Annotated in this window: 20 protein-coding genes and 1 riboswitch; of the genes, 8 read left to right on the top strand and 12 right to left on the bottom strand. The window is 35.6% G+C overall.

Translation table 11 applies throughout. The annotated features are described in order from the left end of the window. Nucleotides 1-12 precede the first annotated feature (12 nt). Together E0Y80_RS02700 and E0Y80_RS02695 are read right to left on the bottom strand one after the other, a co-directional pair. Entirely contained in the window at nucleotides 13-780 is a 768-nt protein-coding gene (locus tag E0Y80_RS02700; RefSeq protein ID WP_156305862.1) for a porin family protein, read from the bottom strand. Then, nucleotides 780-1,910 carry a PCMD domain-containing protein gene (locus tag E0Y80_RS02695; protein ID WP_156305861.1) on the bottom strand — a complete coding sequence of 377 codons (1,131 nt, stop codon included), beginning with the start codon at nucleotides 1,908-1,910 and terminating at the stop codon, nucleotides 780-782. Before E0Y80_RS02695 ends, E0Y80_RS02700 begins: the two co-directional genes overlap by 1 nt. Before the next feature lie 505 nt (nucleotides 1,911-2,415). Between E0Y80_RS02695 and E0Y80_RS02690 the strand changes: the two genes are divergently transcribed. Beyond that, nucleotides 2,416-3,474, top strand: a complete 1,059-nt coding sequence (locus tag E0Y80_RS02690; RefSeq protein WP_156305860.1) for a sensor histidine kinase — start codon at nucleotides 2,416-2,418, stop codon at nucleotides 3,472-3,474. Further along, complete coding sequence (locus E0Y80_RS02685; RefSeq protein WP_156305859.1) at nucleotides 3,471-4,154, top strand: LytR/AlgR family response regulator transcription factor; 684 nt, start codon at nucleotides 3,471-3,473, stop codon at nucleotides 4,152-4,154. The genes E0Y80_RS02690 and E0Y80_RS02685 overlap by 4 nt, the downstream gene beginning before the upstream one ends. Here the strand turns inward: E0Y80_RS02685 and E0Y80_RS02680 are convergent, their stop codons facing one another. Continuing rightward, nucleotides 4,155-4,517 carry an MmcQ/YjbR family DNA-binding protein gene (locus E0Y80_RS02680; RefSeq protein WP_156305858.1) on the bottom strand — a complete coding sequence of 121 codons (363 nt, stop codon included), beginning with the start codon at nucleotides 4,515-4,517 and terminating at the stop codon, nucleotides 4,155-4,157. A 175-nt stretch (nucleotides 4,518-4,692) separates the two neighbouring features. Then, nucleotides 4,693-5,250 carry a thioredoxin family protein gene (locus E0Y80_RS02675; RefSeq protein ID WP_156305857.1) on the bottom strand — a complete coding sequence of 186 codons (558 nt, stop codon included), beginning with the start codon at nucleotides 5,248-5,250 and terminating at the stop codon, nucleotides 4,693-4,695. A 194-nt stretch (nucleotides 5,251-5,444) separates the two neighbouring features. On the opposite strand from E0Y80_RS02675, the gene dnaK reads away from it, so the two are divergent. Beyond that, nucleotides 5,445-7,367, top strand: coding sequence for a molecular chaperone DnaK (gene dnaK / locus E0Y80_RS02670; protein ID WP_156305856.1), 1,923 nt, complete (start codon nucleotides 5,445-5,447; stop codon nucleotides 7,365-7,367). Nucleotides 7,368-7,424: 57 nt separating this feature from the next. Here the strand turns inward: dnaK and E0Y80_RS02665 are convergent, their stop codons facing one another. The 3 genes from E0Y80_RS02665 to E0Y80_RS02655 all read right to left on the bottom strand — a co-directional run bounded on the left by E0Y80_RS02665 (nucleotide 7,425) and on the right by E0Y80_RS02655 (nucleotide 10,716). Further along, nucleotides 7,425-8,111 carry a TIGR02117 family protein gene (locus E0Y80_RS02665; protein WP_156305855.1) on the bottom strand — a complete coding sequence of 229 codons (687 nt, stop codon included), beginning with the start codon at nucleotides 8,109-8,111 and terminating at the stop codon, nucleotides 7,425-7,427. An 89-nt stretch (nucleotides 8,112-8,200) separates the two neighbouring features. Then, nucleotides 8,201-9,112, bottom strand: a complete 912-nt coding sequence (locus E0Y80_RS02660) for a nucleotidyltransferase family protein (RefSeq protein ID WP_156305854.1) — start codon at nucleotides 9,110-9,112, stop codon at nucleotides 8,201-8,203. Between the two features lie 56 nt (nucleotides 9,113-9,168). Next, nucleotides 9,169-10,716, bottom strand: coding sequence for a helicase HerA-like domain-containing protein (locus E0Y80_RS02655; RefSeq protein WP_156305853.1), 1,548 nt, complete (start codon nucleotides 10,714-10,716; stop codon nucleotides 9,169-9,171). A 160-nt stretch (nucleotides 10,717-10,876) separates the two neighbouring features. Here E0Y80_RS02655 and E0Y80_RS02650 point away from each other — a divergent pair, with 160 nt between their 5' ends. The 3 genes from E0Y80_RS02650 (at nucleotide 10,877) to E0Y80_RS02640 (ending at nucleotide 13,668) form a co-directional block, all read left to right on the top strand. Continuing rightward, the gene (locus tag E0Y80_RS02650; protein WP_197091462.1) at nucleotides 10,877-11,269 is read left to right on the top strand and encodes a hypothetical protein; all 393 of its coding nucleotides are present in this window, start codon (nucleotides 10,877-10,879) and stop codon (nucleotides 11,267-11,269) included. A 110-nt stretch (nucleotides 11,270-11,379) separates the two neighbouring features. After that, a complete protein-coding gene (locus E0Y80_RS02645; protein ID WP_156305851.1) occupies nucleotides 11,380-12,957 on the top strand; it encodes a SulP family inorganic anion transporter in 1,578 nt (525 codons plus the stop codon). A gap of 63 nt (nucleotides 12,958-13,020) precedes the next feature. Further along, entirely contained in the window at nucleotides 13,021-13,668 is a 648-nt protein-coding gene (locus E0Y80_RS02640) for a carbonic anhydrase (RefSeq protein WP_156305850.1), read from the top strand. Nucleotides 13,669-13,754: 86 nt separating this feature from the next. Here the strand turns inward: E0Y80_RS02640 and E0Y80_RS02635 are convergent, their stop codons facing one another. After that, complete coding sequence (locus tag E0Y80_RS02635; RefSeq protein ID WP_156305849.1) at nucleotides 13,755-15,029, bottom strand: FAD-dependent oxidoreductase; 1,275 nt, start codon at nucleotides 15,027-15,029, stop codon at nucleotides 13,755-13,757. Nucleotides 15,030-15,122: 93 nt separating this feature from the next. Between E0Y80_RS02635 and E0Y80_RS02630 the strand changes: the two genes are divergently transcribed. After that, nucleotides 15,123-16,796, top strand: a complete 1,674-nt coding sequence (locus E0Y80_RS02630; RefSeq protein ID WP_156305848.1) for a glutamine--tRNA ligase/YqeY domain fusion protein — start codon at nucleotides 15,123-15,125, stop codon at nucleotides 16,794-16,796. A gap of 40 nt (nucleotides 16,797-16,836) precedes the next feature. Here the strand turns inward: E0Y80_RS02630 and E0Y80_RS02625 are convergent, their stop codons facing one another. The 4 genes from E0Y80_RS02625 to E0Y80_RS02610 all read right to left on the bottom strand — a co-directional run bounded on the left by E0Y80_RS02625 (nucleotide 16,837) and on the right by E0Y80_RS02610 (nucleotide 22,365). After that, nucleotides 16,837-19,845, bottom strand: coding sequence for a protein O-mannosyl-transferase family (locus E0Y80_RS02625; protein ID WP_156305847.1), 3,009 nt, complete (start codon nucleotides 19,843-19,845; stop codon nucleotides 16,837-16,839). A 141-nt stretch (nucleotides 19,846-19,986) separates the two neighbouring features. Beyond that, nucleotides 19,987-20,943, bottom strand: a complete 957-nt coding sequence (metF, locus tag E0Y80_RS02620) for a methylenetetrahydrofolate reductase [NAD(P)H] (protein ID WP_156305846.1) — start codon at nucleotides 20,941-20,943, stop codon at nucleotides 19,987-19,989. A gap of 47 nt (nucleotides 20,944-20,990) precedes the next feature. Further along, a riboswitch (SAM riboswitch) is annotated at nucleotides 20,991-21,090 on the bottom strand. Nucleotides 21,091-21,171: 81 nt separating this feature from the next. Continuing rightward, nucleotides 21,172-21,696 carry a ribosome maturation factor RimM gene (rimM, locus tag E0Y80_RS02615; protein WP_156305845.1) on the bottom strand — a complete coding sequence of 175 codons (525 nt, stop codon included), beginning with the start codon at nucleotides 21,694-21,696 and terminating at the stop codon, nucleotides 21,172-21,174. A gap of 132 nt (nucleotides 21,697-21,828) precedes the next feature. Then, entirely contained in the window at nucleotides 21,829-22,365 is a 537-nt protein-coding gene (locus E0Y80_RS02610; RefSeq protein ID WP_156305844.1) for a 30S ribosomal protein S16, read from the bottom strand. A gap of 224 nt (nucleotides 22,366-22,589) precedes the next feature. Here E0Y80_RS02610 and E0Y80_RS02605 point away from each other — a divergent pair, with 224 nt between their 5' ends. Then, nucleotides 22,590-25,964, top strand: a complete 3,375-nt coding sequence (locus tag E0Y80_RS02605; RefSeq protein WP_156305843.1) for a UvrD-helicase domain-containing protein — start codon at nucleotides 22,590-22,592, stop codon at nucleotides 25,962-25,964.

Below are 25,964 nucleotides of genomic sequence, written 5' to 3'. Positions count from 1 at the left end.
GGTAATCTAGGGCTAGAAAAGTCTCATTCCTACGCCTATGTTCATAAAGATATTATGCATGTTGAAACTAATGCTTTCAAAACCAGTTTTCATTATGCTGTTGAATCCATAGTCAAGTTGAGCTGAAGCATAGAATTTTTTGTTGATGTCATATTTCCCTCCAATACTCATTCCTACATCAACTTTTCTAATCTGTTTGCTGAAATCGTATGCAGCATCCACAATACCTACTTTTTCACCAGTTGGTTCTTCATCGCGGATATATCCATCAGTTGCAAGACCATAGAATTTTCTTTGTACCGCAAAGGAAACATAAGGACCCGCATGCAATCTCCAATTTTCTGAAAGTTGATAAGTTGCCAAAACTGGAATAGTTAGGTACAAGTTTTCAACATTGGTTGTAATATCACCATAATAATAACCTCTTACATTTTGGGATGGATCTTCATCGGCATTAAAAGTAGTTCTATAACCTTTTACAGTTGCTTCAGTTTTCATTCCTTTACCTTCAAAGATTAAACCGGATTGAACACCCCAATTATCATCAATTCCATAAGTAACTTTTGCCCCTACAAAAAATGGCAACGCTGGTTTAAAACCGTTAATCTTTCTAATTTCTGTTGGTAAGCCTAATGGAGAAGCTCCTCCAATTTTGGTTCCCAGTTCTGCATCGACTCTAATTTTACCTTTTTGCAGTTCTTGACCACTTAGGTTAAATGCTAACATTAGACCTATGACACTTAAAATTGAATTCTTTATATTGATTTTTATTCTGTTCATTACCTTACGTTGATTTTTACTTCATCTACAATTAACTTACTGCCAACAGCACCTTGAAAAATTGCACCATACTTACTAGAAGAAAGTACAATAGCAATACTATATCGGTAAGCATCTACATCATTTTGGCTATATTGCTTTTTATATTCGAAAGGGATATCGAATTTCACAAGTTCGTCCGATTTTGTTGGCCCTGTATTTTTTAACTGTGCTAAAGCTATGATATGTGGGCTAGTAAGCACATCTTTATCGTTCAACCAAGTTCTTCCAGGATCAACATCATCGTTTTCTGTAGCTTTCATTAAAGCTACACGGTCAAACAATACAGCGTAGATATCGCATTCATCAATCACATTAACCTCTTTACCGTTCATATCGATAACTTTTTTGCCTGGTTCATATTTATAATAACCTGATAAAGAAAGAGGAACACGATTAAATGGAAGCCCAAATCGGGTTTGTATATCAATTATGCTTTTGGTAAACATGGAACCGATAAATAGATTTCCTGCAGCAATTGGCTTTTTGACTAATGAGCCTAAGAATCCTGTTGATTTTGTTTCTAGGTAAGCGGCATATTTACCAGACTTCACCAATTTAGGGTCATCAGTTGCTTGTGTTGGGTAAGATTTTTCTGTAGGATTTGTCCCAGCTGTTAATGCAAATCCAGAGTTTCCAGATGCCCAAAGTTCTTGTTGGATACCTTGAACTTCTTCATAGAAATAAATCCATTTCTTTTTTTCATCCTGTTTGAATAGTTCAAAGTCAAAATTTTGGGGAACTGAAGATTCAAGTAATGTAACCGAATACTGTTTTTTAAACTGACCATCTTCAGAAACTACTTCGTAATATACGGGTTGGGAAAAATCCTGGACAGAACCAGATTCTGGGATAGAGGTAGCACCAGGAGTCAGATCAAATTCTAAAGAGAACTCTTTAAGATTTACCTTTCCAGGCTTTACATAGATTACCACATTTCGGTTGTTGACGATAGGTTTAGCATTAATCAAACTGTCAGCAATGGACACCTGGGTAATATCAGCTTCCATGTTTTTCGCCTCATCTTTAATACAGCTCGTTAAAAAGAGAAAAAGTCCAAAAATGGACCATAATAATCGGGAGTACGGCATTATGAATTTTTAATTATTAAATAAATGAAATTGGCAGGCTGCCAAACAAGTGGCAAAGATAGGATTAATTAAACCAATGAATTCATTTCTGCCAAGATGAAATTAGATTGATTCAGCATTTTTACATTGAAATCAGGATTCATCATTTCTTTTTAATGATTTATCACAAAAAATCGAAGGCGATAAATTTCTTCAATATCATTGTGTCAAAGAATTGATAAAAAAAATACGGAGAAATGATGTTCTACTATATTATTCGATTTTTAATAAGTTTTATAGATATTGGAGAGGTATCTAATTGGGTTTATTTAGATCAAACTAAAGAACAAACCCGTTCTATAAATTATTATCTGCTTCAAGATGAATATCCAAAATGTTTCATCCTGATAGTACCCAATAATTACATGGAGGACTATATAGCGTATGCTGAAGGAACAAATGATTCATTCAAAATAACCAATTTGTCAAATACTACAGGGTATTTTTATAATTTTATAGAAGCAATATGAAATCAAACGAAGATTCTAAAAAGAACAAATTCAGAAAATTTATTACTGAATTATTGTTAACAGTGGGGTTAACTATTATTTTCAGTATGGTTAGCTTTCCTATTCACAGGCATCTAGGGATTTTAATTTTGTTTGCCCCATATGCATACATCATCTATGCACTGAACAATTATATACTACTAGAATTCTTATACAAAAAGACCATTTTACTTTCCGAGTATATTCTTTTAGCATTGCTGAGTGGCATTTTGATCTTTTTGCCATTTGCCTTTTTTATTCAAGCGATCCATGGTCGATTCAGTGATAAAATCATTGTATTAGGAGCACTGTGTTTGGCTGTGGTTTTAGGGTTCTCATATTATTACTTTTATAAATTTAGAACCAATAGCAAAACCATTGCTTCCCTACGCAAGGATTTGGGCAAAACTGCTGCTGAGTATAAGCTCATGCAATCTCAAGTCAATCCACATTTCCTATTCAATGTTATGAACAGTATTTATGGGATTGCACTGCAAGAAGATGCTAACCGTACAGCAGATTCAATTCAAAGGTTAAGTCAGATGATGCGGTTTTTGATTTTTGAAAATCAACAAGATCAAATTCCATTATCTAGGGATTTAAGTTATTTGAAAGAGTACATCGCTATTCAAAGCCTGAGAACAGAAACTGTGGAAAATGTTAAGATTGAGCATGAAATTGTAGACAGTTTAGATAGCCTTTATATTGCGCCGATGCTATTAATACCTTTTGTTGAGAATGCTTTTAAACATGGAATAAGTATGAGTAAGCCTTCATGGATTAAAGTGAATGCAGATGTTGTAGATAATCAGCTGAAGTTTTCTGTCTATAATAGTATCCATAAGGTTCAAGGAACTGATTTAGAACGGACAAAATCAGGTATAGGGTTAGAGAATGTAAAATCCAGATTGGATTTAACCTACCCAGACCGTTATATGCTGGTTATGGAGCAAAATCAGCAGGAATATTTTGTTTTTTTAACGATTGATTTGGATGTTGTTCCGACATCTGTTCAAACTGAAACGATGAACTCATGATTAAGGCGATTGCAATAGATGACGAGCCGATTGCACTTGATATTATCCGCAGATATGCTGATAAAATATCCTTTATTAATTTGGAGAAACAATTTTTGAATGGCTTGGAGGCCAAGGAATATCTGAAGGATAATGAGGTACAGCTGCTGTTCTTAGATGTTCGTATGCCTGATATTAATGGCATTGATCTTTTTAAGGAATTGCCTGAGAAGCCAATGGTCATTTTTTCTACCGCCTATTCGGAATACGCCTTGTCAGGATTTGAGCTAGAGGCCTTGGATTATCTATTAAAGCCGTATACCTTCGAGCGTTTTGAGAAGGCATGTCAACGCGCCAAGGAGTTGTTAGAATTAAAGGGAATTTTGGACAATAACCCTACTCTATTCGTCAAAGACGGTTATCAAATGATTAAAATAGATTTAAAAGACATTTTAGTGCTTCAGGCGGTAGGAAATTATATTCGATTTATCTTGAAGGAGAGAGAAGTGCTGGCTAGAATGACTATCAAGGAATTTCTTTCAGAATGGGCTGACAATAATTTTCTGCAGGTGCATAGATCTTATGTAATCAATATAGAACAGATTCGTAAGCTAGACCGACATTCCATCTGGATAAATGATATAGAAATCCCAATTGGGGGTAGTTACTCTGAGGAGGTCAGGGAGCGATTTAATTTATGATTATTCTTTTGCTAGAAGTTCGCGATCTTTTTTAGTTAGGGATTGAGCAACCAAAACATAGCTATGATCGATCAAATCAAAAATCTTATTATCTGCTAATTGCCTATTTGCATGAACAGTGTTCCAATGTTTTTTATTCATATGATATCCCGGGAAGACAGTATGTTCATATTTTCCCCTTAATTCAACGGCATATTCGGGATCACATTTTACATTAAATGACAATTGATCAATCTGGTCCAAACCTACCAATAAAAAGACTTTCCCTAAAACTTTGAACACTAATGTATCTGGACCAAAAGGAGTCTCTTCTGAGCTATACTTTTTAGCTATACAATATTCACGCAGTTCTTCTATATTCATGATTTTATGCTTTTAAAGAGTGATTTATTTTAAAGTTGGAAAATATCTTTGAATATTAATATGTTTTAAATTGGATTTATTGAAAGAATAGGAGGACAACTTCGATTATGAGAATAAAAATGCCCCCAGAAAGAGTTTAACTTTTTGGGGGCATCGCACAACTGCAGGTCATTTATTATTCAGACAACAGTTTTGTTAATTCTTTCTGTATTTCTTCACCTTTATCTTCATTATACCATTTTTGGATGGCTTCTTTAATTTCTTCAAAAGGTTTTCCTTCTGCTTTTTGCTGTTCGAAGATTTCCTGAAGTTTATCAGGTCTTGGTCCCCACACCACTTTATCATGCCCTACATCATTACGAATAATTAATTTAGGGATAGATTTTCCGCCATTGGTGAGGTAATCATCGATTAAAAAAGGTTCAGTATCTCTCAGTTGAATATCTAAGTCGATAAAAGGGTTATTATTAACAATCTTATAGATTTGAGGTACGGAATGTGCCGCGTCACCACACCAAGGTTCGGTAATCAAAATCCAATGTTGTGGGTCTTTGATATTTTCGATGCACTCTTTCATTTGAGCTGAAGGTTCAAATTTTTTCAGCCACCTGTTCATTCTAGACCAATTAAGTTTTGTATAGTTTAGATAGTCAGCGTTTGTAGAGTATGCTTCGTGTGCTTCAGTATTGTTTAAGATATCCTCGAAGTAACTCAGGTATTCGTCAAAAGTCATGTTTGGAATAATTTTTTCAAAAATACATATAATTCCAATATTTAGGAAAAAATGACATATTGTCACGCTCAGATGACAATTCAATGCAGATATTTCCGACTTAAATATGACAAATTGAAAAAAAACTGTTTGGCATAAGCGTTGTTAATACAATAGAAATCATTTAAACATTTAATAAGATAACACAACAAGATATGTCAAAAATTATAGGAATCGACTTAGGAACTACCAACTCATGTGTAGCCGTAATGGAAGGAAATGAGCCGGTAGTTATTGCGAACAACGAGGGTAAACGTACTACACCATCAGTTGTTGCATTCGTAGCAGGCGGGGAACGCAAGGTTGGAGATCCAGCAAAACGTCAAGCAATTACAAACCCACAGAACACAATTTATTCAATCAAGCGTTTTATGGGTGTTACGTATAACGAAGCTAAAGGCGAAATTGATAAAGTTCCTTATAAAGTAGTAAAAGGCGATAACGATACTCCACGAGTTGAGATTGGTGATCGTAAATATACTCCTCAAGAGATCTCTGCAATGATTCTTCAAAAAATGAAGAAAACTGCTGAAGATTACTTAGGACAAGAAGTAACACGTGCAGTTATTACAGTACCTGCATATTTTAATGATGCGCAACGTCAGGCTACAAAAGAAGCGGGTGAAATTGCTGGTTTAAAAGTGGAGCGTATCATCAATGAACCAACTGCAGCAGCATTAGCTTATGGGTTAGAGAAAGCAGACAAAGACATGAAAATTGTAGTTTTTGACTGTGGTGGTGGTACACATGACGTTTCAGTTTTAGAATTGGGTGATGGTGTATTTGAGGTTAAATCTACGGATGGTGATACTCACTTAGGTGGAGATGACTTTGACAATGCTATTATCAACTGGTTAGCAGATGAATTTGCAGACGAGAACGGTGGATTGGATTTAAGAAAAGATCCAATGGCATTGCAACGTTTAAAAGATGCAGCTGAAAAAGCAAAAATTGAATTGTCGAGCACAACATCAACTGAGATAAACTTGCCTTATATTACAGCAGATGGATCAGGTCCTAAGCACTTAGTTCGCACATTATCACGTGCTAAATTTGAAAGCTTAGTGGCTCCACTTATCGAGCGTACAATTGAACCATGTCGTACGGCATTGAAAAACGCTGGATTTAGCACTTCAGATATTGATGAAGTAATATTAGTAGGAGGTTCGACACGTATCCCTGCTATTCAAGATGCTGTTAAGAAATTCTTTGGAAAAGAACCTTCAAAAGGTGTAAACCCTGATGAAGTTGTAGCATTGGGTGCTGCAATTCAAGGTGGTGTATTAACAGGAGAAGTTAAAGATGTATTGTTATTAGACGTAACTCCACTTTCATTAGGTATCGAAACTATGGGAGGTGTTATGACAAAATTAATTGAAGCAAATACAACTATTCCTACCCGTAAATCGGAAGTATTTTCGACTGCATCAGACAATCAACCATCTGTAGAGATCCATGTATTACAGGGAGAGAGACCAATGGCGGCTCAGAACCGTACATTAGGACGTTTTCAGTTGACTGACATCCCTCCTGCTCCACGTGGTATCCCACAAATTGAGGTTGTTTTCGACATCGATGCCAATGGTATCATCAAGGTATCTGCAATCGACAAAGCGACAGGTAAAGAACAGAATATTCGTATCGAGGCTTCTTCAGGATTATCTGATGAAGAAGTTAAGAAAATGAAACAAGAGGCAGAAGCAAATGCTGAAGCGGATAAAAAAGTAAAAGAAGAAGTAGATAAGTTAAATTCTGCTGATGCTTTAATTTTCTCGACTGAGAAACAATTGAAAGAATATGGCGATAAGATTTCGGCAGATAAAAAAGCTCCAATTGAATCAGGATTAGAGAAATTGAAGAAAGCACATGCTGACAAGAATTTCGCTGAGATTGAGGCAGTATCTGCAGAACTTCAAAACGCATGGAATGCGGCATCAGAAGAAATGTACGCAGCATCACAACAAGGTGCAGGACAGCAGCAACAAGCTCAAGGCGATGCTAACGGTCAAGCGAACAATGGTGGAAACCAAGGTGGCGCGGACGATGTTCAGGACGTAGATTTCGAAGAGGTTAAATAGATAAAGTTTACCCCCTTATATGAATGAGAAAGCTCGGAATTTTATTTCGAGCTTTCTCTATTTATGGTAATGTTGAAGTATTCCCTTATCAAATACAGTCCACATTCCAGAAGGCATATTTGCCTTCTTAAGAGCTGAATTAGACCACGTATTGCAGGAATAGAATAAACTATAGGCTCCTTTCGCTTCATAAAAGGCATCATTATCCCCATACTGGGCATTTGTATGAATCAGGATTGGTTTACCTTCAGCATCTTTATCTAAGGCATCAATAATATAGTTTTTTAATATACTGTATTGAATAGAATCGATCTGAATTTTATAGCAAAGGTCGTTTTCAACCATATTTTTATAATAAGTAACATGTAAAGCTGTTTCACCAATTCCAAATCCTGCGATTAGGGCGGTTTTTAGAGTAAGATCTTTCCATTCAGGTGTATTTAGATAAAACCCTTTATCACCCCAGCCTATTGAAATATATGAGTTGTTCATTGATTTTCCTTTTGTGTTCTCTATTGGAAATATCTTTGTCCAATCTTCAAACTCGTTTTTCACCGGTAGTACTATGTCAGTGTGAACTCCATTGGATAAGATGTATGCTGTTATTTCCTTTTTTGAATTAGGGTCATTACTGTTCGCAGGGATTCGAGAAAAGATAAAATCTGCTGCAAAATATAGTGCTGCAAATCCAAGTATTCCAGTAATCACATATAAGAGAAACATCATCATTTTCTTGAACATCATAAATAGATTTAAATAATAAAGTTATCAATATTGTTTAAAAACAAAAATGGCAGGACGAAGCCTGCCATTTTAAATATTATAAAGTATTCCTAGAATAATTTTTCTGGATATTCACCATCTGCAACTAATTTAGAGATACTTTCTTGAACAATAGGTTTATCCTCAACATAAGTAACCCCGAACCATTTAGAAGAAGTAGGAATTACTTTAAAATCAGCTTGTCCATTTTTCACCATGTGATCCGGTACAGAAGGGATAAAGAATTCCGATTTAGGATTATCGGCATTTTCATCAACAAACTTAGGGAACATCTCCATCGCAACATCAAAGATTTTGGGAGTAAATCCCCAGAAATTCATTGAAACACGTGCATCTGCCGGCAATTCGTTCTTAACTCCATTTTCTTCAAATACGATTCTCTTATCACCCTCAGCATTATCATAATATATATTCGTTCTCTCAGTTACAGAAGCCATATGTCCTTCATTAGTAACTTCACAAACACCACGAGATACATATCCATAATCAGACATAGTATTACCAAGTTCAAATCCCATTAAAGACATGTGCGTATCATCAGCTTCATTTGACAAGAAATCAGCCATTTTCTTAAAGGCATCGTATCCATAGAAGTCATCTGCATTAATCACACAGAAAGGGCCATCAACTTCATCCTTTGCACTCATGACAGCATGAGCAGTACCCCATGGTTTAGAACGTTCGATATCTCTATCTACACCAAACTTTCTTAGGTCAAAGTTTTGAAATGCATATGCTACATCAATTTTTCCAGCAAGTTTAGCATCAAATTTTTCACGCATTACCTGTTCAAATTCTTCACGGATAATAAAAACTACTTTTCCAAAACCAGCGCGAATAGCATCAAAAATTGAATAATCGATAATCGTTTCTCCATGAGGGCCGAAGCCATCTACTTGTTTTAATGAACCATAACGGCTAGCCATCCCAGCTGCTAGAACCACCAAAATTGGTTTTCCCATAATGTAAATTTTAGTTTAGTACTCGATTTTTCGTATGCAAATATAGTATTTTAAAATTATCTCTTTTTGAAGATGGAGTTCAGGATTCCATTTGCAATTTTTCCTAATAATTTGGCTCCTTCTCTGGCTAAAGTTCGACTTGCTTGGTTTTGAGCTGCCTCTAATGGAGTTTGCCTTCTGGATTTAGAGTTACTTGTTTTAGAGGCTGCTTTTTCGGCTTCTTGTCGAGCACTTTCCGCTTCTTGATTTGCCTCAGCGATTTTCTGACGTTCTTCTAAGATTTCAGAGGCAGTTTGCCTTTCAATCCTTTCCTGATACTTAGAACGGTATTCGGAATTTTGAATCAGCTCTTGATATAAATCTGCTGAACAAGGCCCCATCACGGCTCTTGCAGGGACTAAATGAGTAGCTACTACCTCCGTTGGGATACCTTTATCATTGAGTACGGTCACAAGTGCTTGCCCCGTTCCTAGAGCCGTCAATACCTTATCGATTTCATAAAAATTTGAAGTTGGATAGGTTTTGACTGTCTTTCTTAAATTATCTGCATCATTAGGAGTAAAAGCTCTTAAAGCATGTTGAATTCTATTACCTAATTGTCCTAGGACAGATTCAGGAATATCCGTTGCAGCTTGGGTACAGAAAAATACTCCAACCCCTTTTGATCTGATTAATCTGACGATTTGTTCAATCTGAGTTAAGAACGCTTTGGATGCGCCATTAAATAGTAAATGCGCTTCATCAAAAAAGAATACAAGTTTCGGCTTGTCTAAATCCCCAACTTCAGGAAGTTTTTTAAATAATTGAGCAAGGAGACTTAATAAGAATGTTGAAAATAAGAGAGGTTGGTCTTGGATATCAGAAATATTCAATAAGGTAATTACTCCTTTGCCATCGACTTTTCCGAACAGATCCTGGATATCAAATTCCTTTTCTCCAAAAATATGTGCTAGGCCCTGTTGTTCAATTGCAACGATCTTTCTTAATATCGTATTTGCACTTGCTGTTGAAATCTTGCCGTAGTCATTTTTAATCTCATCGGCTCCAGGTCCATCAGAAAGATAACTCAGTAATTTTTTGAGGTCCTGAAAGTCAACAATTGGTAATTGCGTATCATCAGCATATTTAAATATGGCACTAAGTACCCCCGCTTGTGTGTCGTTTAAATCTAGGATGCGGGCTAAGAGCACAGGACCAAAATCTTCAACTGTAATACGCATAGGCGCACCTAAATTCCCTGATAGGGAAAATAATTCAATAGGAAAACCTGAAGGCTGGAAAGGAATTCCAACTGCGTTTCCACGTTCAATTAAAGCATCATTTGTTTTTCCTGGCTCTGCCAAACCTGAAAGATCGCCTTTCACATCAAGCATAAAAACGGGTACCCCTGCATCAGACAATTGTTCAGCCATTAATTGCAAGGTTCTAGTTTTACCGGTACCAGTTGCACCAGCGATTAAACCATGACGATTCATCATTTTTAATGCAAGATTTACTTTTGCATCTGTAATGATTTCAGCATTAAGAATTCCTGATCCAAGTTGAATATAAGGTCCTTTTGGACTATAAGAAGATGTAATCTTCTCGATAAATTGTTCTTTCATAAGCTATAGCAATAAAACGCTAGAATGAAAATATGAATAAAGATATAATTAATCAATTTAAGATTTTAATCAAAACAATGTTAACAAAATATTAAGAATTCAGACAAAAGGCATGACTTTTGTAATTTTTTCATAATAAAATTTCAAAAAAGAATTTTTTTTGAAATTAAATTTTATTTTTGTTCAGTTTATGATTATAAAAGATCACATATTTACAAAAGCTTATAGACTATTAGCAGCAAAATTATGCTTCTTTATCTTTTTTACGAAGATGCTAATCTCTATTACGCCTATGTTTGTAGATGTACTTGATAAAGGTACAGTTCTTCAAGTAGTCATGCAGCTTGAAATTGAGAATACCGCAAAAGGTGCCAACAGTAACAATGAAGATTTACATGAGACAGGCATCAAGATTTTTAGACCGGGCGATTTTGATTTCTTAGCATTTAATCCAACCGTTGAAAATACGGGTGGCATAAAGCACTACCTTAAAAATGAGAAGAGTATTTGTGCCTACCATGCCTCAGTTCCTACCCCACCTCCAAACTGTTAATTCAACTTTTAAAGTCTATGCAATATTCTGATGTCATTTTATGACCTCTTAATGGGCATATTGAATCATTTTATCATTTGTTGAATTAAAAAAAATTAAAACTAAGGTTTATGTTTGGTACAAGAACGTCTGCTTTTTTGAAATTATCAAAAAGGGACTTAAAATATGATTTCCCAGCAAGTATTGTAGTATTTTTAGTGGCATTGCCATTATGTTTGGGAATAGCAATGGCCTCTGGAGCGCCGTTGTTTGCCGGAATTTTAACCGGTATTATTGGAGGAATAGTAGTAGCATCTATTTCAGGATCACCATTATCTGTCAGCGGTCCAGCTGCAGGATTAACAGTAATTGTATTGGGAGCAATTGAAAAGCTCGGAGCCTATGAAACATTCATTCTGGCGGTTCTTATTGCAGGAGCAATTCAATTAATATTAGGAATTATCAAAGCGGGAATGATTGGAAATTATTTTCCATCAGCGGTTATTCTTGGAATGTTAGCAGCGATTGGAATCACGATTATCTTAAAGCAGATTCCTTTGGCTTTTGGGTTAACAGAGAGCAATGCATTTGATTTTGAGCATGGAGGGATAACTGCTTTCACAAATACTATCCTTTCGAGCGTGAATTGGGGTGCAACCATTATCTGTTTTCTATCCTTGGCTGTATTGATCTTTTGGCCAAGTATCAAGATGCTTAATAAAATTCCAGCACCCTTAGTGGTTGTATTACTAGGTGTAGGTTTAGGATTTGCTTTCCAAGGAACATCTTTTGCATTGAACCCAGATCACTTTGTTAGTATTCCGGTAGTATCTTCGATAGCAGAATTCCAAGGATTATTTATATTTCCCGATTTTACTCAGATTTTGAATAAAGAAGTTTGGATTGTGGCATTTACTATTGCAATCATTGCAAGTTTGGAAACCTTATTAAGCATCGAGGCTGTGGATAAATTAGATCCATTGAAGCGCAATTCACCAACAAATCGTGAATTAGTTGCACAAGGAATCGGAAACATAACTAGTGGATTATTAGGGGGACTACCGATGACTTCTGTTATTGTTCGTTCATCGGCAAATGCCAATGCAGGCGGTCGCACTAGACAATCTGCCATCCTACACGGTTTATGGTTATTAGTTGCTTTATTAGCTATTCCAAGTATTATCAATTTGATACCTTTAGCTGGTTTAGCAGCAATTCTATTACATACTGGATTTAAATTAGCAAAGCCTGCATTATTCAAACAAATGATGAAAAAAGGCTTGGATCAGTTTATTCCATTTGTAGTAACAATTGTTGCAATTGTATTGACTGATTTGTTGACAGGGGTTGGAATTGGTATCCTTGTGGCAACTTTCTATATTTTACGCGCTAACATGCATAATGCATACCATTTAAACATCAAATCAACTGATCAAGAAGATAAAGAAACGGCGATCATAACATTAGCAGAGGAGGTAACCTTTCTTAACAAAGCTCCAATTCAACAGAAGCTATACAACCTTCCAAAGAGTGTAAAATCTATTGTTATTGATGGTCAAAAGAGTAAATTTATTGACAAAGATGTTATAGATGTGATTAAAGATTTCGAGCAGAACGCGTTGAGTAAAGGCTTAGAAATTGAATTAAATGATGTGACCTACAAAAGGAAAACCATCCAGAAAAAACAAAAACTTAAGAAAGTAGTTTAATTTAAAATAATTGTAGAAACTTGTATGATCTTTTCGAAGATCAGATAAAAATAAAATTTAAAAATGGGACATAAAGATTTAGAAACAGGATTTAATCAGATTTTAGAAGGTAACAGAGATTGGATGAACTTCGTTGAAAAGGATACAACAGGTAGATTCCAACAATTAGCAAAAGGACAAAGCCCAGAAATTTTGTGGATTGGTTGCGCAGATAGTCGGGTTCCTGCGAATGAACTAACTGGTAAAAAACCAGGAGAAGTGTTTGTACATCGTAACATTGCAAACATGTGCGTGCATTCGGATATGAGTATGTTAGCTGTATTAGACTATGCAGTTAATGTATTAAAAGTAAAGCATATCATCGTTGCTGGTCATTATGGTTGCGGGGGTGTTGCTGCATCTTTGAGCTCTCAACAATACGGGATTATCGACAACTGGTTATGCCATATTAAAGATGTATATCGTTTACATGCCTCTGAGATAGATGCAATTGAAGATCAAGAAGAGAAAGCTAATAAATTGGTTGAATTGAATGTTAAAGAGCAAGTTTTTAATTTAACTTCTACATCAATCGTTCAAAATGCATGGAAGAATGGCGCTGATTTAGCTATTCATGGAATGGTTATCAATATAGGAACAGGCCAATTGATCAACCTAGATACTACATTTACCAATAACGAAAGTATGGCAACTGTATTTGCATATAAATAAACTTAACCCATAGGATTATTTACCATAAAAATGGCCGCTCAACAGGTTTGTTGGGCGGCCTATTTTTTTCATTCTAATTAAGGATTCTATTTAACAAAGCTACCATCAAGATTGATGGCTTTAGCAAAAGCTGTCGAGAAAAGATCTGTGACAACCGCAAATTGTTCACGAGTAACTTTGTTTTCCTGATTATACTCTCCTTCGAATTTTAATTTCGTACTCCAATCTTTTATTATCTGCTTTTCAACCTCATCGCCTTTGAAGGATACAAATCGGATTAAACCCATTAAGTCTTTCCATGTTAAATCATCGTTTCTATAATTATCCAGGAACCATAGCTGACTACGGGTATAAATATCATTCAAAACGTCTTTAATATCATCAAACCTTACTATTCCAGATTTATTAAATACATATTTATTATCACTTTCAATCCCTAAAAAGAAACCTGTTAAAAAGCATTTTTGAATAGCATTGAGATGTACATCGTTGATTTTAACATCTTGATAAGGAATTAATCTTGCTTTATATGTTAACAGTTCAGATTGTAGCTTTCTTATATCGATGCTTTTAGTTGTCGTCTTAAAAAATGCTGAATATGCAGCAGTAGCTCCAATAGCTTGACCGAATGCTGATCTAAATGGTATACTTTCTGCATTTATTGGTATATTTCTTAGACGACCTATATCGAAGAAATTATCTTTTTCAGAATTAAGAATATCTTGTAAGAAGACTACATTTACCGTTTGGTTTAAATCGCCTACAGCCAAAGTAGTTCTACTCAGTTCTAAACTCATTTCAGAGGCAGGTGTAAAGTTGAGCCGCGCAGCTGAATCTAGATTTAGTCCACTTGTTTTTAACAAAGCAGCGGACTCACTTGCATCAATTACAGAAATTACATCAAATTTCTGATTATCTGAAAGAGTAACTTCCCATTTCTTTCTACCCTTATTAATTTTTGAGACGGATTTATCTTTAAGAATTGTTAAGTTGGGCAGCTGATTGATAAATTTATCAATGGAATTTCGAGCAAGTCGTGGATTAAAATCAAGTTTTACAGTTTGCGCCAATGAGTCATCCCTATTTTTCGACATTGCCATCTCCATTAAAATACCCATCCAAATACCACCATCAAGATTATTATTACTTTCAATTTTCAAAACTTCTGTGGTAATTTCTTCAGCAAGGATCGGTTTATCCATCACAAGGACAGTCGGAACATTGGATCTCGCAGATTGAATTGCAGCACTTAATGCAGTAATATCAGACCCATAGATTAGTACCGCGGGTTTTTCCTTTTTTTGAGCAAATAATACCATCGGAAGCAATAGGCAAACAAGTGTTAAAACTCTCAGATTCATAGTTCCATAATTTAAATTCGAAAATAAGCAAAAACAAATAAGTATTCGTTATGCGATTATCCATAATATCGATGAAATAGCTAACTTTGCTACATGTTAGAAGAAGAAAAATCATTGAATTTTATTGAAGAGATTATCGAAGAGGATCTTCGTACAGGGAAGCATGATGGGCGTGTCCTAACCCGTTTCCCACCAGAGCCAAATGGCTATCTTCATATTGGACATGCAAAGTCGATCTGTCTAAATTTTTCTTTAGCACAGAAGTACAATGGCAAAACAAACCTGCGATTTGATGACACCAATCCAGTAACTGAGGATGTTGAATACGTAGAAAGCATTAAGAAAGATATTCAATGGTTAGGATTCCAATGGGCAGAAGAATTATACACTTCGGATTATTTTGATACTTTATATCAATTTGCGGTCAATTTAATCAAAAATGACTTAGCATATGTTGATGACAGTACGGCGGAGGAAATCGCTTCTTCTAAAGGAACACCTACGGTTCCAGGAGTGCCAACTGTATTTCGTAGTCGATCAATCGAAGAGAATTTAAGGTTATTCGAAGAAATGCGTGATGGTAAATATAAAGATGGCGAGAAAGTATTGCGAGCTAAGATAGACTTAGCAAGTCCAAATATGCATATGCGCGATCCAATTCTTTACCGTATTAAGCATGCGCATCACCACCGTACTGGAGATAAATGGTGTATTTATCCAATGTACGATTTTGCACATGGTCAATCGGACTCAATTGAAAAAATCACACATTCGGTATGTACATTAGAGTTTATTCCTCATAGACCCCTATACGACTGGTTAATTGAAAGATTAGAGATATTTCCATCAAAACAATATGAATTCGCTCGATTAAACCTTACCTATACGGTAATGAGCAAACGTAAATTACTACAATTAGTTAATGAAAAGTTTGTTGAAAGTTGGGACGATCCGAGAATGCCTACAATATCAGGACTTCGAAGACGTGGTTATACTCCAGAAAGTATTCGGAATTTTTGTGACCGTATAGGAATCCAAAAACGTGAAAACATGATTGATGTTAGTTTGTTGGAATTCTGTATTCGTGAGGACTTAAACAAAACTGCATGGCGCAGAATGGCCGTTTTGGATCCAATCAAATTAATAATCAACAATTATCCAGAAGGTAAAGTTGAAGAATTAATTGGAGAAAATAATCCAGAAGTTGAAGGAGGAGAAGGAAGTAGAGTTATCCCATTTTCCAAGGAATTATGGATTGAGCGTGACGACTTCATGGAGGATGCACCAAAGAAATTCTTCCGTTTAGGACCAGGTCTTTCAGTTCGTTTGAAACATGGTTATATCGTAACATGTACTGACTTTAAGAAGGATGAAAATGGAAATGTAACAGAGGTTTACTGTGATTATGTTCCTAACTCTAAATCTGGCGAAGATACTTCAGGAATGAAAGTAAAGGGAACAATTCATTGGGTATCTGTTCCTCATGCTAAAGAGGTTGAGGTACGTTTATATGATAGACTATTTCAGGATGAAAATCCAGCCGCTGCTGAAGATTTTAAATCTTCAATTAATCCAAATAGTTTACAGATTATAGAAAAAGCCTATGCAGAACCTGACTTGGCAAATGCTGAATCAGGAAAAGGATATCAATTTATTCGCTTAGGGTATTTTAATTTAGATAATAAAAATACTACAGCGGATAAACTAGTATTCAATAGGACTGTTACTTTAAAAGATTCTTGGGCCAAAGAAGCCAAGAAAGGATAAAACAAAAAAAGGAGGCGCTTGCCTCCTTTTTTGTTTATTACTAAAGCCAAACTGCTTTATATTTCTTATCCATGTCGTTTGCCAATGCAACGAGATTTTCATCTCCAAGTTCTTTCAATATAGGTAAATAATCTTCTATAGCTGCCAACCCTAAACGGATAGACATTAAATCGTAGCCCCGGCTGTTCTTCTTAGTGATCGCCACTTGATAGTTCAAATTTTCCGCAATCGCAAGCAATTCCTTTTTTGCCAGCATTTTTGCTTTTTCAATTTCCTTAACCTTAACTAAGGTATCCAAAAGAACAACATTCGAATAAGACAATTGCATACTCTTTGAAACCTTAGGTTGGAATTCATAAGCTTTTAAAGCAAGTTGTTTCACCTTATCCATATCCCCTTGCTTTAATAGGGTTTGCATCCCATCAGCATAGACATTCGGATATACCCAATTTTCATAATATTGATTGGAGTCCACATCAAAATAATTCAACTTATTGATGCTAGACCATTCAAATTTGTTAACAGCATTATCATAAAGCTTATCCACATTTACTAAACTAGATCTTTCAGAAGGCTGACCGATATCTACAGGTACTAACTTGTGAACTAATCCTTCTGATGCAAGGTATTTATCCATTCCCATTGAAGTCATTGATGAGCTTAGGGATGTAAAATAGATTGGACGCTCCCAATTGTTATTAACTAAAATCGACATGATACTTAAATCTGCTCTAGAAACAAAATTATCCTTCAATTCCCATTGCATATATTCGGGAACAAATTCCTGCCATTCTTGAGGGAGATTTGCATTCTTCAAAGCAACATTCTTATCTATCTTCAGCTGCAGTTTGTTATTTGGCATGATATTAACGAATTCACCGGAGTTTGTTTCCAACTTATCTTTATTGTTATCAGACAACATAACCTCTAATAACTTATCGATATCTGAATAACCCTCAATACCCAAATCCACAACCTGTATACCGTCTCTTATCCCTTTTTTAACTTTGTCAAAACTAAACCCTATTGGCAATGCTTTGGATTGATTTACATCCTCCATAGCAAGCTTTACATACCAATCAGATTGCAAATAACCATAATTCAATACACGTACATCTGGTCTAATACCTTCAGCCTCCTGCAAATACCATAGTGGGAAAGTATCATTGTCAGCATAAGTAAACAAAATGGCATTAGGTTCACAGGAATTCAATGTGTTTAAAGCTACTTCACGGGTCATTTGTCTTTCAGAACGGTCATGGTCATCCCAATTTTCTTTCAACATCAATATCGGTCCAGCAACCATACAGAAAGCAACAGATGAATAGGTTATTACTTTCACGGAAACTTTACTTTTACGTTGGATAAAATCAATTATTCCAAGAACCCCTAAACCAATCCAAATAGCGAATATATAAAATGAGCCAGCATAGGAATAATCCCTTTCGCGTGGTTGCATCGGTGTCTGGTTCAAATAGAGAACTATAGCTAATCCTGTAAAGAAAAATAATAACCCTACGATTGCCGTATCTCTTTTATTCTTTTTCATTTGCCATAATAAACCAGCAATACCTAACAAGAGCGGTAGGAAAAAATAAGTATTTCTACTAGGGTCGTTCTTCATGTTAGCCGAAATGGAGTTAATACCCGGCAAACGGATTTCATCGAGAAAATTAATCCCTGAAAGCCAATTTCCAGCTGTTACTTCGCCTTGACTAGGTTGATCGTTTTGACGGCCAACAAAATTCCACATGAAATATCTAGAATACATATGTCCAATCTGGTAATTGAAAAAGAATTTTATATTATCCATAAATGAAGGATCCTCGCCATCAGCCAGATTTAAATATTGCTTATAAAAAGCACTATGTTTAGTGCTATATAACCTTGGAAACAAAACCTTCTTATCATATTCATAACCTTTTACATAATCAATCGAGGCATAATTCTTATCATCTTTTCGGTAGGTTTTCCCATCAATTAATCCAGTAATATTTGAATTAAAAGTAGGCCCTTTAAATAGAGGTTCTGACTGATACTGTTCTCTACTCAGATAGCCTAAGAATGAAAATGCATTATCTGGATCATTATTATTCAAGGCTATATTAGTTTGAGCCCGGATTACAACCATACTAAAGGATGTAAATCCAAAAACAACGAAACATGTACCAAGAATAAACATATTTAATAAGGGTTTATTCTTCTTAATGGAATAATAAATACCATAGATCGCACCTGACACTACGAGTATGATAAAGAATGTGATTCCAGATCCAAAAGGCAGACCTAAAGAATTTACAAAGTAAAGATCAAAGTTTGCAGCTATCCGAACTGAATACTGAATTACTCCCCATAAGATAAATGCGAGTATAAGAATTCCAAGACCAAAAGATTTAGCAACACCTTTCCAAGTGATTTGCTTAGATTTTTTGAAATAAACCAATAAGGCCAGGGCCGGGATAGTTAAAAGATTCAATAAATGAACCCCAATGGAAAGGCCCATTACATAAGCAATCAACAATAGCCATTTATTTGAATCCGGTTCGTCTGCCCTTCTTTCCCATTTCAATGCCAGCCAAAACACAATAGCTGTACACAGTGAGGACATTGCATACACTTCTGACTCTACAGCGGAATACCAGAAAGAATCCGAGAAACTATATGCTAAAGAGCCAACTATACCAGCTGCAAAAATCTGAACGGATTTCATATTTGAAATGACAGCATCATTATTGATCAGCTTTTTAGCCAATGCTGTAATGGTCCAGAAAAGGAAAACAATAGTTAAAGCCGAGCAAAAAGAAGATCCAATATTCATCCAAAAAGCAATCTTTTCAGGGTTTCCGAAGGCTAAGTTTGAAAACACATTCTGTAGCATCAAAAACAAAGGTGCTCCAGGTTGATGGACAATTTCTAAATTCTTGGATGCGGCAATGAATTCTCCAGTATCCCACCAACTCAATGACCTTTCAGCTGTGGAAACATAAACTAGAAAAGCAATGAGTCCACAAAGCCATCCCAAAAGATTGTTAATTTTGCTATAATTCATGATTGTGGTTAGTTTATAGTATTAAATTTAATAAAGTATTAGAATCAAGAATGCTGATTAACATAATTTAACAGCATAAAACAAAAGGGCGAATGGTAAACATCCGCCCTTTGCTCTTATTATTTGATAAACATGTTGCTTTTAAACTAATTTTTCTACGATTTTCCTGGTAGGTCCCGGGTTACTCATGGTGTAAAAGTGTAGGACAGGGGCTCCAAATTCGATTAATTCTTTACATTGTTGAACCAGCCATTCTTCACCGACTTGTCTAACATCAGCATTTGTCTTACAAGATTCAACCGCATCGCTTAAATCCTCGGGTATATCCAAGTGAAATATCCTTGGAAGTGTAATCAATTGCTTCTTAGTCGTCAGTGGTTTCAATCCCGGAATAATAGGAACATGGATATCGTTTTCTCTGCATTTATTCACGAACTCTTTATATTTCTCTACATTAAAAAACATTTGGGTTACAATAAACTCCGCTCCCATTTCTACTTTCTTTTTCAACCATTTGAAGTCGGTATTAAAATTTGGAGATTCAAAATGCTTTTCAGGATAGCCTGCAACACCAATACAGAAATTTGTCTTTTCCGAAGTGCCAATATCCTCATGTAGGTATGAACCTTGGTTCATATCCACCACCTGTTTTAGAAGATCAGTTGCATAAGCGTGTCCTTCAGGTGTTGGTATAAAATCGGCATCCCCTTTTCTAGCGTCACCTCTTAGAACCAATACGTTGTCAATCCCTAAAAAGTTAAGGTCTATTAAAGCATTTTCAGTTTCTTCTTTGGTGAAACCTCCACAGATTAAATGCGGGACAGCATCAACCTTATATTTACTCATTATTGCAGCACAGATGGCAACAGTTCCAGGCCTTTTTCTGTAAGAAACACGTTCCAGCAATCCGTTGGCATGCTGCTTATATAAATAATCTTCACGATGATAAGTCACATCAATAAACGGAGGTTTGAATTCCATCAATTCGTCCATGGTTTGGAAAATACTTTGAATTCCCTGACCTTTTGCAGGAGGTAATAACTCAAATGAATATAAGGTCTTGCCCTTAGCGTTCTTGATGTGGTCTACGATTTTCATAAAAATATATTAAGGCTTAGAGAGAACACAGTGGATCCTGGATTCTTAGCTTATCTTTCCCATATTGGGGTAGAATGTAGCACCTTGACTGGTGTCAGGTTGCTAAGGCTTCAGCGGGTCTAGTCCCTCTGCCTTTCTCTATAAGCGAGGGCTAATATCGTTAATAGCAACCTAATCTCAAAATCTTAAGTAAAAAAAGAAAGGAAATCGCATGATTTCCTTTCTTTTTTATTCTAAATACATATCAATCAATCCCTCAGGGAGTTTTAATACGATTATTTTTTCTTCCGGGTCGATTCCTACGATAAAATCTTCATTTAATGGGAACATTGCATCTCGACCATCAATATCAACGGTCGCAATAAATTGCTGCGGCATTTCTTGCACTTCTGTAATTTCGCCTAACTCCCCTTCCGATTCTTCAATAGCAATATAACCTACCAGATCTTTATATGTAAAATCTTCAGGATCACGCTCCGGCATTTTATCATTCGGCAAATACACTTGTTTCCTCAATAGTGGCTGTGCTTTGTCAATGTGGTCGACATCTTCAAAATTCACATAGGCAGTACTATTGTTCTGCAATTTAATAGTATCAACAAAAAAAGGAACCAATTTCTTGTCTATTTCAAGGAATACAACATCAAAGTCTAAATCCATGTATTGCTCAAACTCAAAAAACATTTGGACCTCACCCTTCAATCCACGGGTTTTACTAATATACCCTATATAAAAACATTGTTCCTTTGTCATATTTACTCGTTGGTTGCCAAAAATACGGATTTCTTTTCCTTCCGCCTATTTCAAGCATTTATTATAGCCTTTTACGCAGAAAAAAAGCCGGTCCAACATTTTGAACCGGCTATTTTGAATACTTTATGAAGATTAACCTTCAGTTTCTTCAGTGTTTTCTGCAGCGTCAGCAGCTTCTTCTGCCTCTTCTGTAGCTGTTTCTTCAGCAACAGGAGCGTTTTTAGCAGCGATAGCAGCAGCTCTGTCTTCTTTTTTCTTAGCTTCAGCAGCTAAAGCAGCTTTTTGAGTCTCTTCTTTAGATTTTGCTAAACCTGATTTTTTACCTTCGATTTGAGCATCTTTACCTTCGTTCCATTTTGCAAATAGTTCTTCAGCTTTAGCCTCATCGAAAGCACCTTTTTTCACACCACCTTGTAAATGTTTTTTGTACAAAATACCTTTGTAAGAAAGGATAGCGCGAACAGTGTCAGTAGGTTGTGCACCTTTGTTCACCCAGTCTAAAGATTTTTCGAAATCCAAAACGATAGTTGCTGGGTTAGTGTTTGGGTTGTATGAACCTAAACGCTCAATGAACTTACCATCACGTGGAGCACGTGCATCTGCTACTACTACGTGGTAAAAAGGTTTCCCTTTTTTACCATGTCTCTGCAATCTGATTTTAGTTGCCATGTTTTATTTTATTTTATGTATTCAACATATCCCCCGTGCTACATGCAGGAGGGGACGCAAAGATACAAAGTATTATTAATTAAAGCAATAGTCCATTTACTGTTAGCTGATTAACCTAAAAATATAAAGTAATACCCCATTTTACGGAAATCTAAATTCATTTACTGCCTACTAAGTACTAAAATTTTCCGATATTCAAATACTTCAAAACCATAGTCATCTTTATGCAAAGAATTGCTCCTTTAAAAATTGTAAAGGCTTCTGCTGGATCAGGAAAAACATTTAGTCTAACAATCCACTACCTTACCCTCTTGCTTTCTAAGGAAAGTAGTTATAGAGAAATATTAGCGGTTACTTTTACAAACAAAGCTACTGCTGAAATGAAAAGTAGGATAATGTCAGTCTTACACGGTCTTGCTATTGGTGACAGCAACGATGCAATCGAACAATATAGAAAGCAGCTCATATTACAAAACCCAAGCTGGGACCCATTTACCATTCAGGAAAAAGCACAGCATATATACAGAAGGATTTTACATGACTATAGCCACTTTTCAGTTAGCACCATTGATGGATTCTCTCAAAAGGTAATTCGAAGCTTTACTTATGAACTTAACCTGGATTCAGGATATGCTATAGAAATGAATATCAATAAGGTCAAGAAAGACCTTACCATTATGCTGAATCAATTGTTGGATGACCGTCCTGACCTTCTTGAATGGATAATCAACTATGCCGAACAAAAGATTGGCAGAAACGAGAATTGGAATTATAGGCAACAATTAATGGGATTGGCAGGGTTGATATTTTCAGAGAACTTCCAAGAATTTGACAGCTATATGATAGCTGCTGATACCCATAAAATTTTCAACCTTTTAAATAAGGAAATTGAAGAGAAATCCAACAATTTCATAAAGGCACTTGAACAGGGATTGGAGACTTTCAAATCAGTATATCGAAGCTTAAATATTGATGAGTCGGAAATGAAATCTAAATCTAAAAACAAGTTAGTTTCCGCAGCAAAAATTAATGTGGATTTACGAAAGATTTCGATAGGCGATATCCAAGAAAAAATATTTGACAAGTTCACCGTATTAGTAGATAACGAAGAGGCATTTACAGATTCCAAAAAAGAGATTCGATATGATTATATACAAGGTATTCAACCTGCATTGGACGCTATCCTAACTCTTCAGCAGCACTTCGCAAGTTATATTGCTTATCAAGCTGTCAGTAGTAATTTATATTTTTTGCGCCTATTAAAAGAGATGAGCGACCTTTTGAGCCAATGGCGTAAAAACAATTCAGCTCAATTGATTTCAGATGCACAGATACTATTAAACAAACTTGGATTAGATGAACATAGTGACCCTACGTTTATTTGGGAAAAAATAGGTAATAGATACAAATATTTCCTTTTCGATGAATTTCAGGATACTTCCAGAATTCAATGGAAAAATTATAGCCCACTACTTTTAAATGCACTTGCAGATGCAACCGGAAAAATAAGCGAGCATTTAGTCGTTGGGGATGTCAAGCAGAGTATCTACCGTTGGAGAAATGGTGATTGGAGAATCCTCCTTCAACAAGTAGAACAGCAAGTAACTCAAAACTTTCATTTAAGGGCTGATAAAATTAATCAATTTATTGATAGCGGCACCCTGGAAACTAATTACAGAAGTCTTCCTAACATCATCAATTTTAATAATTATTTATTTGACAGAATTCCGTCGCTAATGCAGCAAATCCTCAATGAAAAAGTTGCTGAAGGACTCTCTAATGAGGATTATGGCTGGTGGTTGGAAATGGGCAATGACAATTTATTAGTCAAGGCCTATGAAAATAGCGCTCAACTTATTCCTGAGAGCAAATTGAGCCCGGGAAAACCTTTAGGAAATATTGAGATTAATTTCTTTCCTGTTTCAGATGGACGATACAGAAATAATCAGGTAATAGATCAATCCTTAGAAGTGCTATGCTCCAAAATTGGCGAGTGGATTAGTAACGGCACTTATAAGCCATCTGATATCGGCATCCTGGTACGAAGCAATGCACAGGCAAAGCTGATAATCCAGGAATTGATGAAATTCAAAAACTCCGAAGGATTACAATTTGAAGTTATTTCCGGTGATGCACTTACCTTGATTTCAAACCATGCGATAAATTTGATTATTGAAACCCTAAGAGCTTTGGTTTTTCAGTCAAATAAACATGTAATTCACCATGCAAATATGGCTTATCTATATCAGTTGGCAAACAACAGTTCCAACTTTGAACAAGATAACTGGTTAAAATTTAAAGACAATAACCTGAATGAATTAGCACAAGTATTGCCAAGTCAATTGATAGAATCATGGTCCTTGCTACAGAAATTACCACTGGTTCACTTGGTAGAAAAACTTATTGATATTTACCAATTGGGAGACAAGGGAAGCATTCATTTACCTTATCTCCTTGCTTTCAAAGATATTGCGACAGCATTTTCAACACAGGGGGAAAGAGGGATTATTCAATTCTTGGAATATTGGGATGAAGACGGTGAAAGAGCCGTATTACCTGCTAATGGTAAGATTGACGCAATAGAAGTTACTACGATTCACAAATCTAAAGGCCTCGCTTATGAGGTAGTGATGATTCCGTTCTCTTCCTGGAAAATTGATGGTATGACTAATGGAGATTTTTGGATCGATGTATTGGACAGTCCTTTTTCTGAGCTTGGAAAAATCCCCGTAAAGTACACCCAAACTTTAGGTAAATCTGTTTTCTATAAACAGTACTATGAGGAAATGCTATTTAATTACATGGATGCATTAAATACATTTTATGTGGCGACGACAAGAGCTAAACGCCATTTATATATTACTGCACCTCAATTTAAAGATATCGTCGATAAGAAAACAGGAGAAATAACCGGAACGGAAGTTAAAAATGAATTTATAAGTGATTTACTAATTCAAGTTTTGAATTCCCCTAATTCTCCCTATCAATTAGAAAACAATTCTCTACAAATAAATGACCCACTATTAGAAAATGAAGTTTCTAGGAATGAAAAGGATTCAAATGATGATAAACTAAAAATCGAATTATACGACTATCCTCAATCTGATGCTTTAGAAACCGCATTGGAAAAATCGACAAGTCGTAATATCAATAACATTCTAATGCTGGAAAAAGCTGCGCAATATGGTGTGTTGGCCCATGAGATTGTTTCCTTAGTCAAGGATGAATCTGAAATAAACCATTTCGTTGACCAATTTATTGCAGAAGGTGTATTGGCAGTCGATGAAAAAGAATCTTTATTGCAGGAAATACAACAGATATGGAACCACCCAATAATCAACACCTGGCTTACAGGGGATTTTAAGGTGTGGAATGAATCAAGCATTATTTTAGAAGATGGAAGTACCCAACGGCCAGATAAAGTTTTTACAAACCAGAATGAGACCATTGTGCTAGATTTCAAATTTACCCAAGGGGATTACATTAACCATAAAACGCAAGTAGGCAGATATATGAATGCCTTAAAAAATGTTGGATATAGCAATATCAAAGGATATTTATATTATGCAAAGTCCAAAGAATTAGTAGAAGTGAAATAA

It is taken from the genome of Sphingobacterium endophyticum, from assembly GCF_009733535.1.
GTDB lineage: Bacteria > Bacteroidota > Bacteroidia > Sphingobacteriales > Sphingobacteriaceae > Sphingobacterium > Sphingobacterium endophyticum.
The sequence above is the reverse complement of the archived record's forward strand: the minus strand, read 5'-3'. Positions and strand labels throughout refer to the sequence as shown.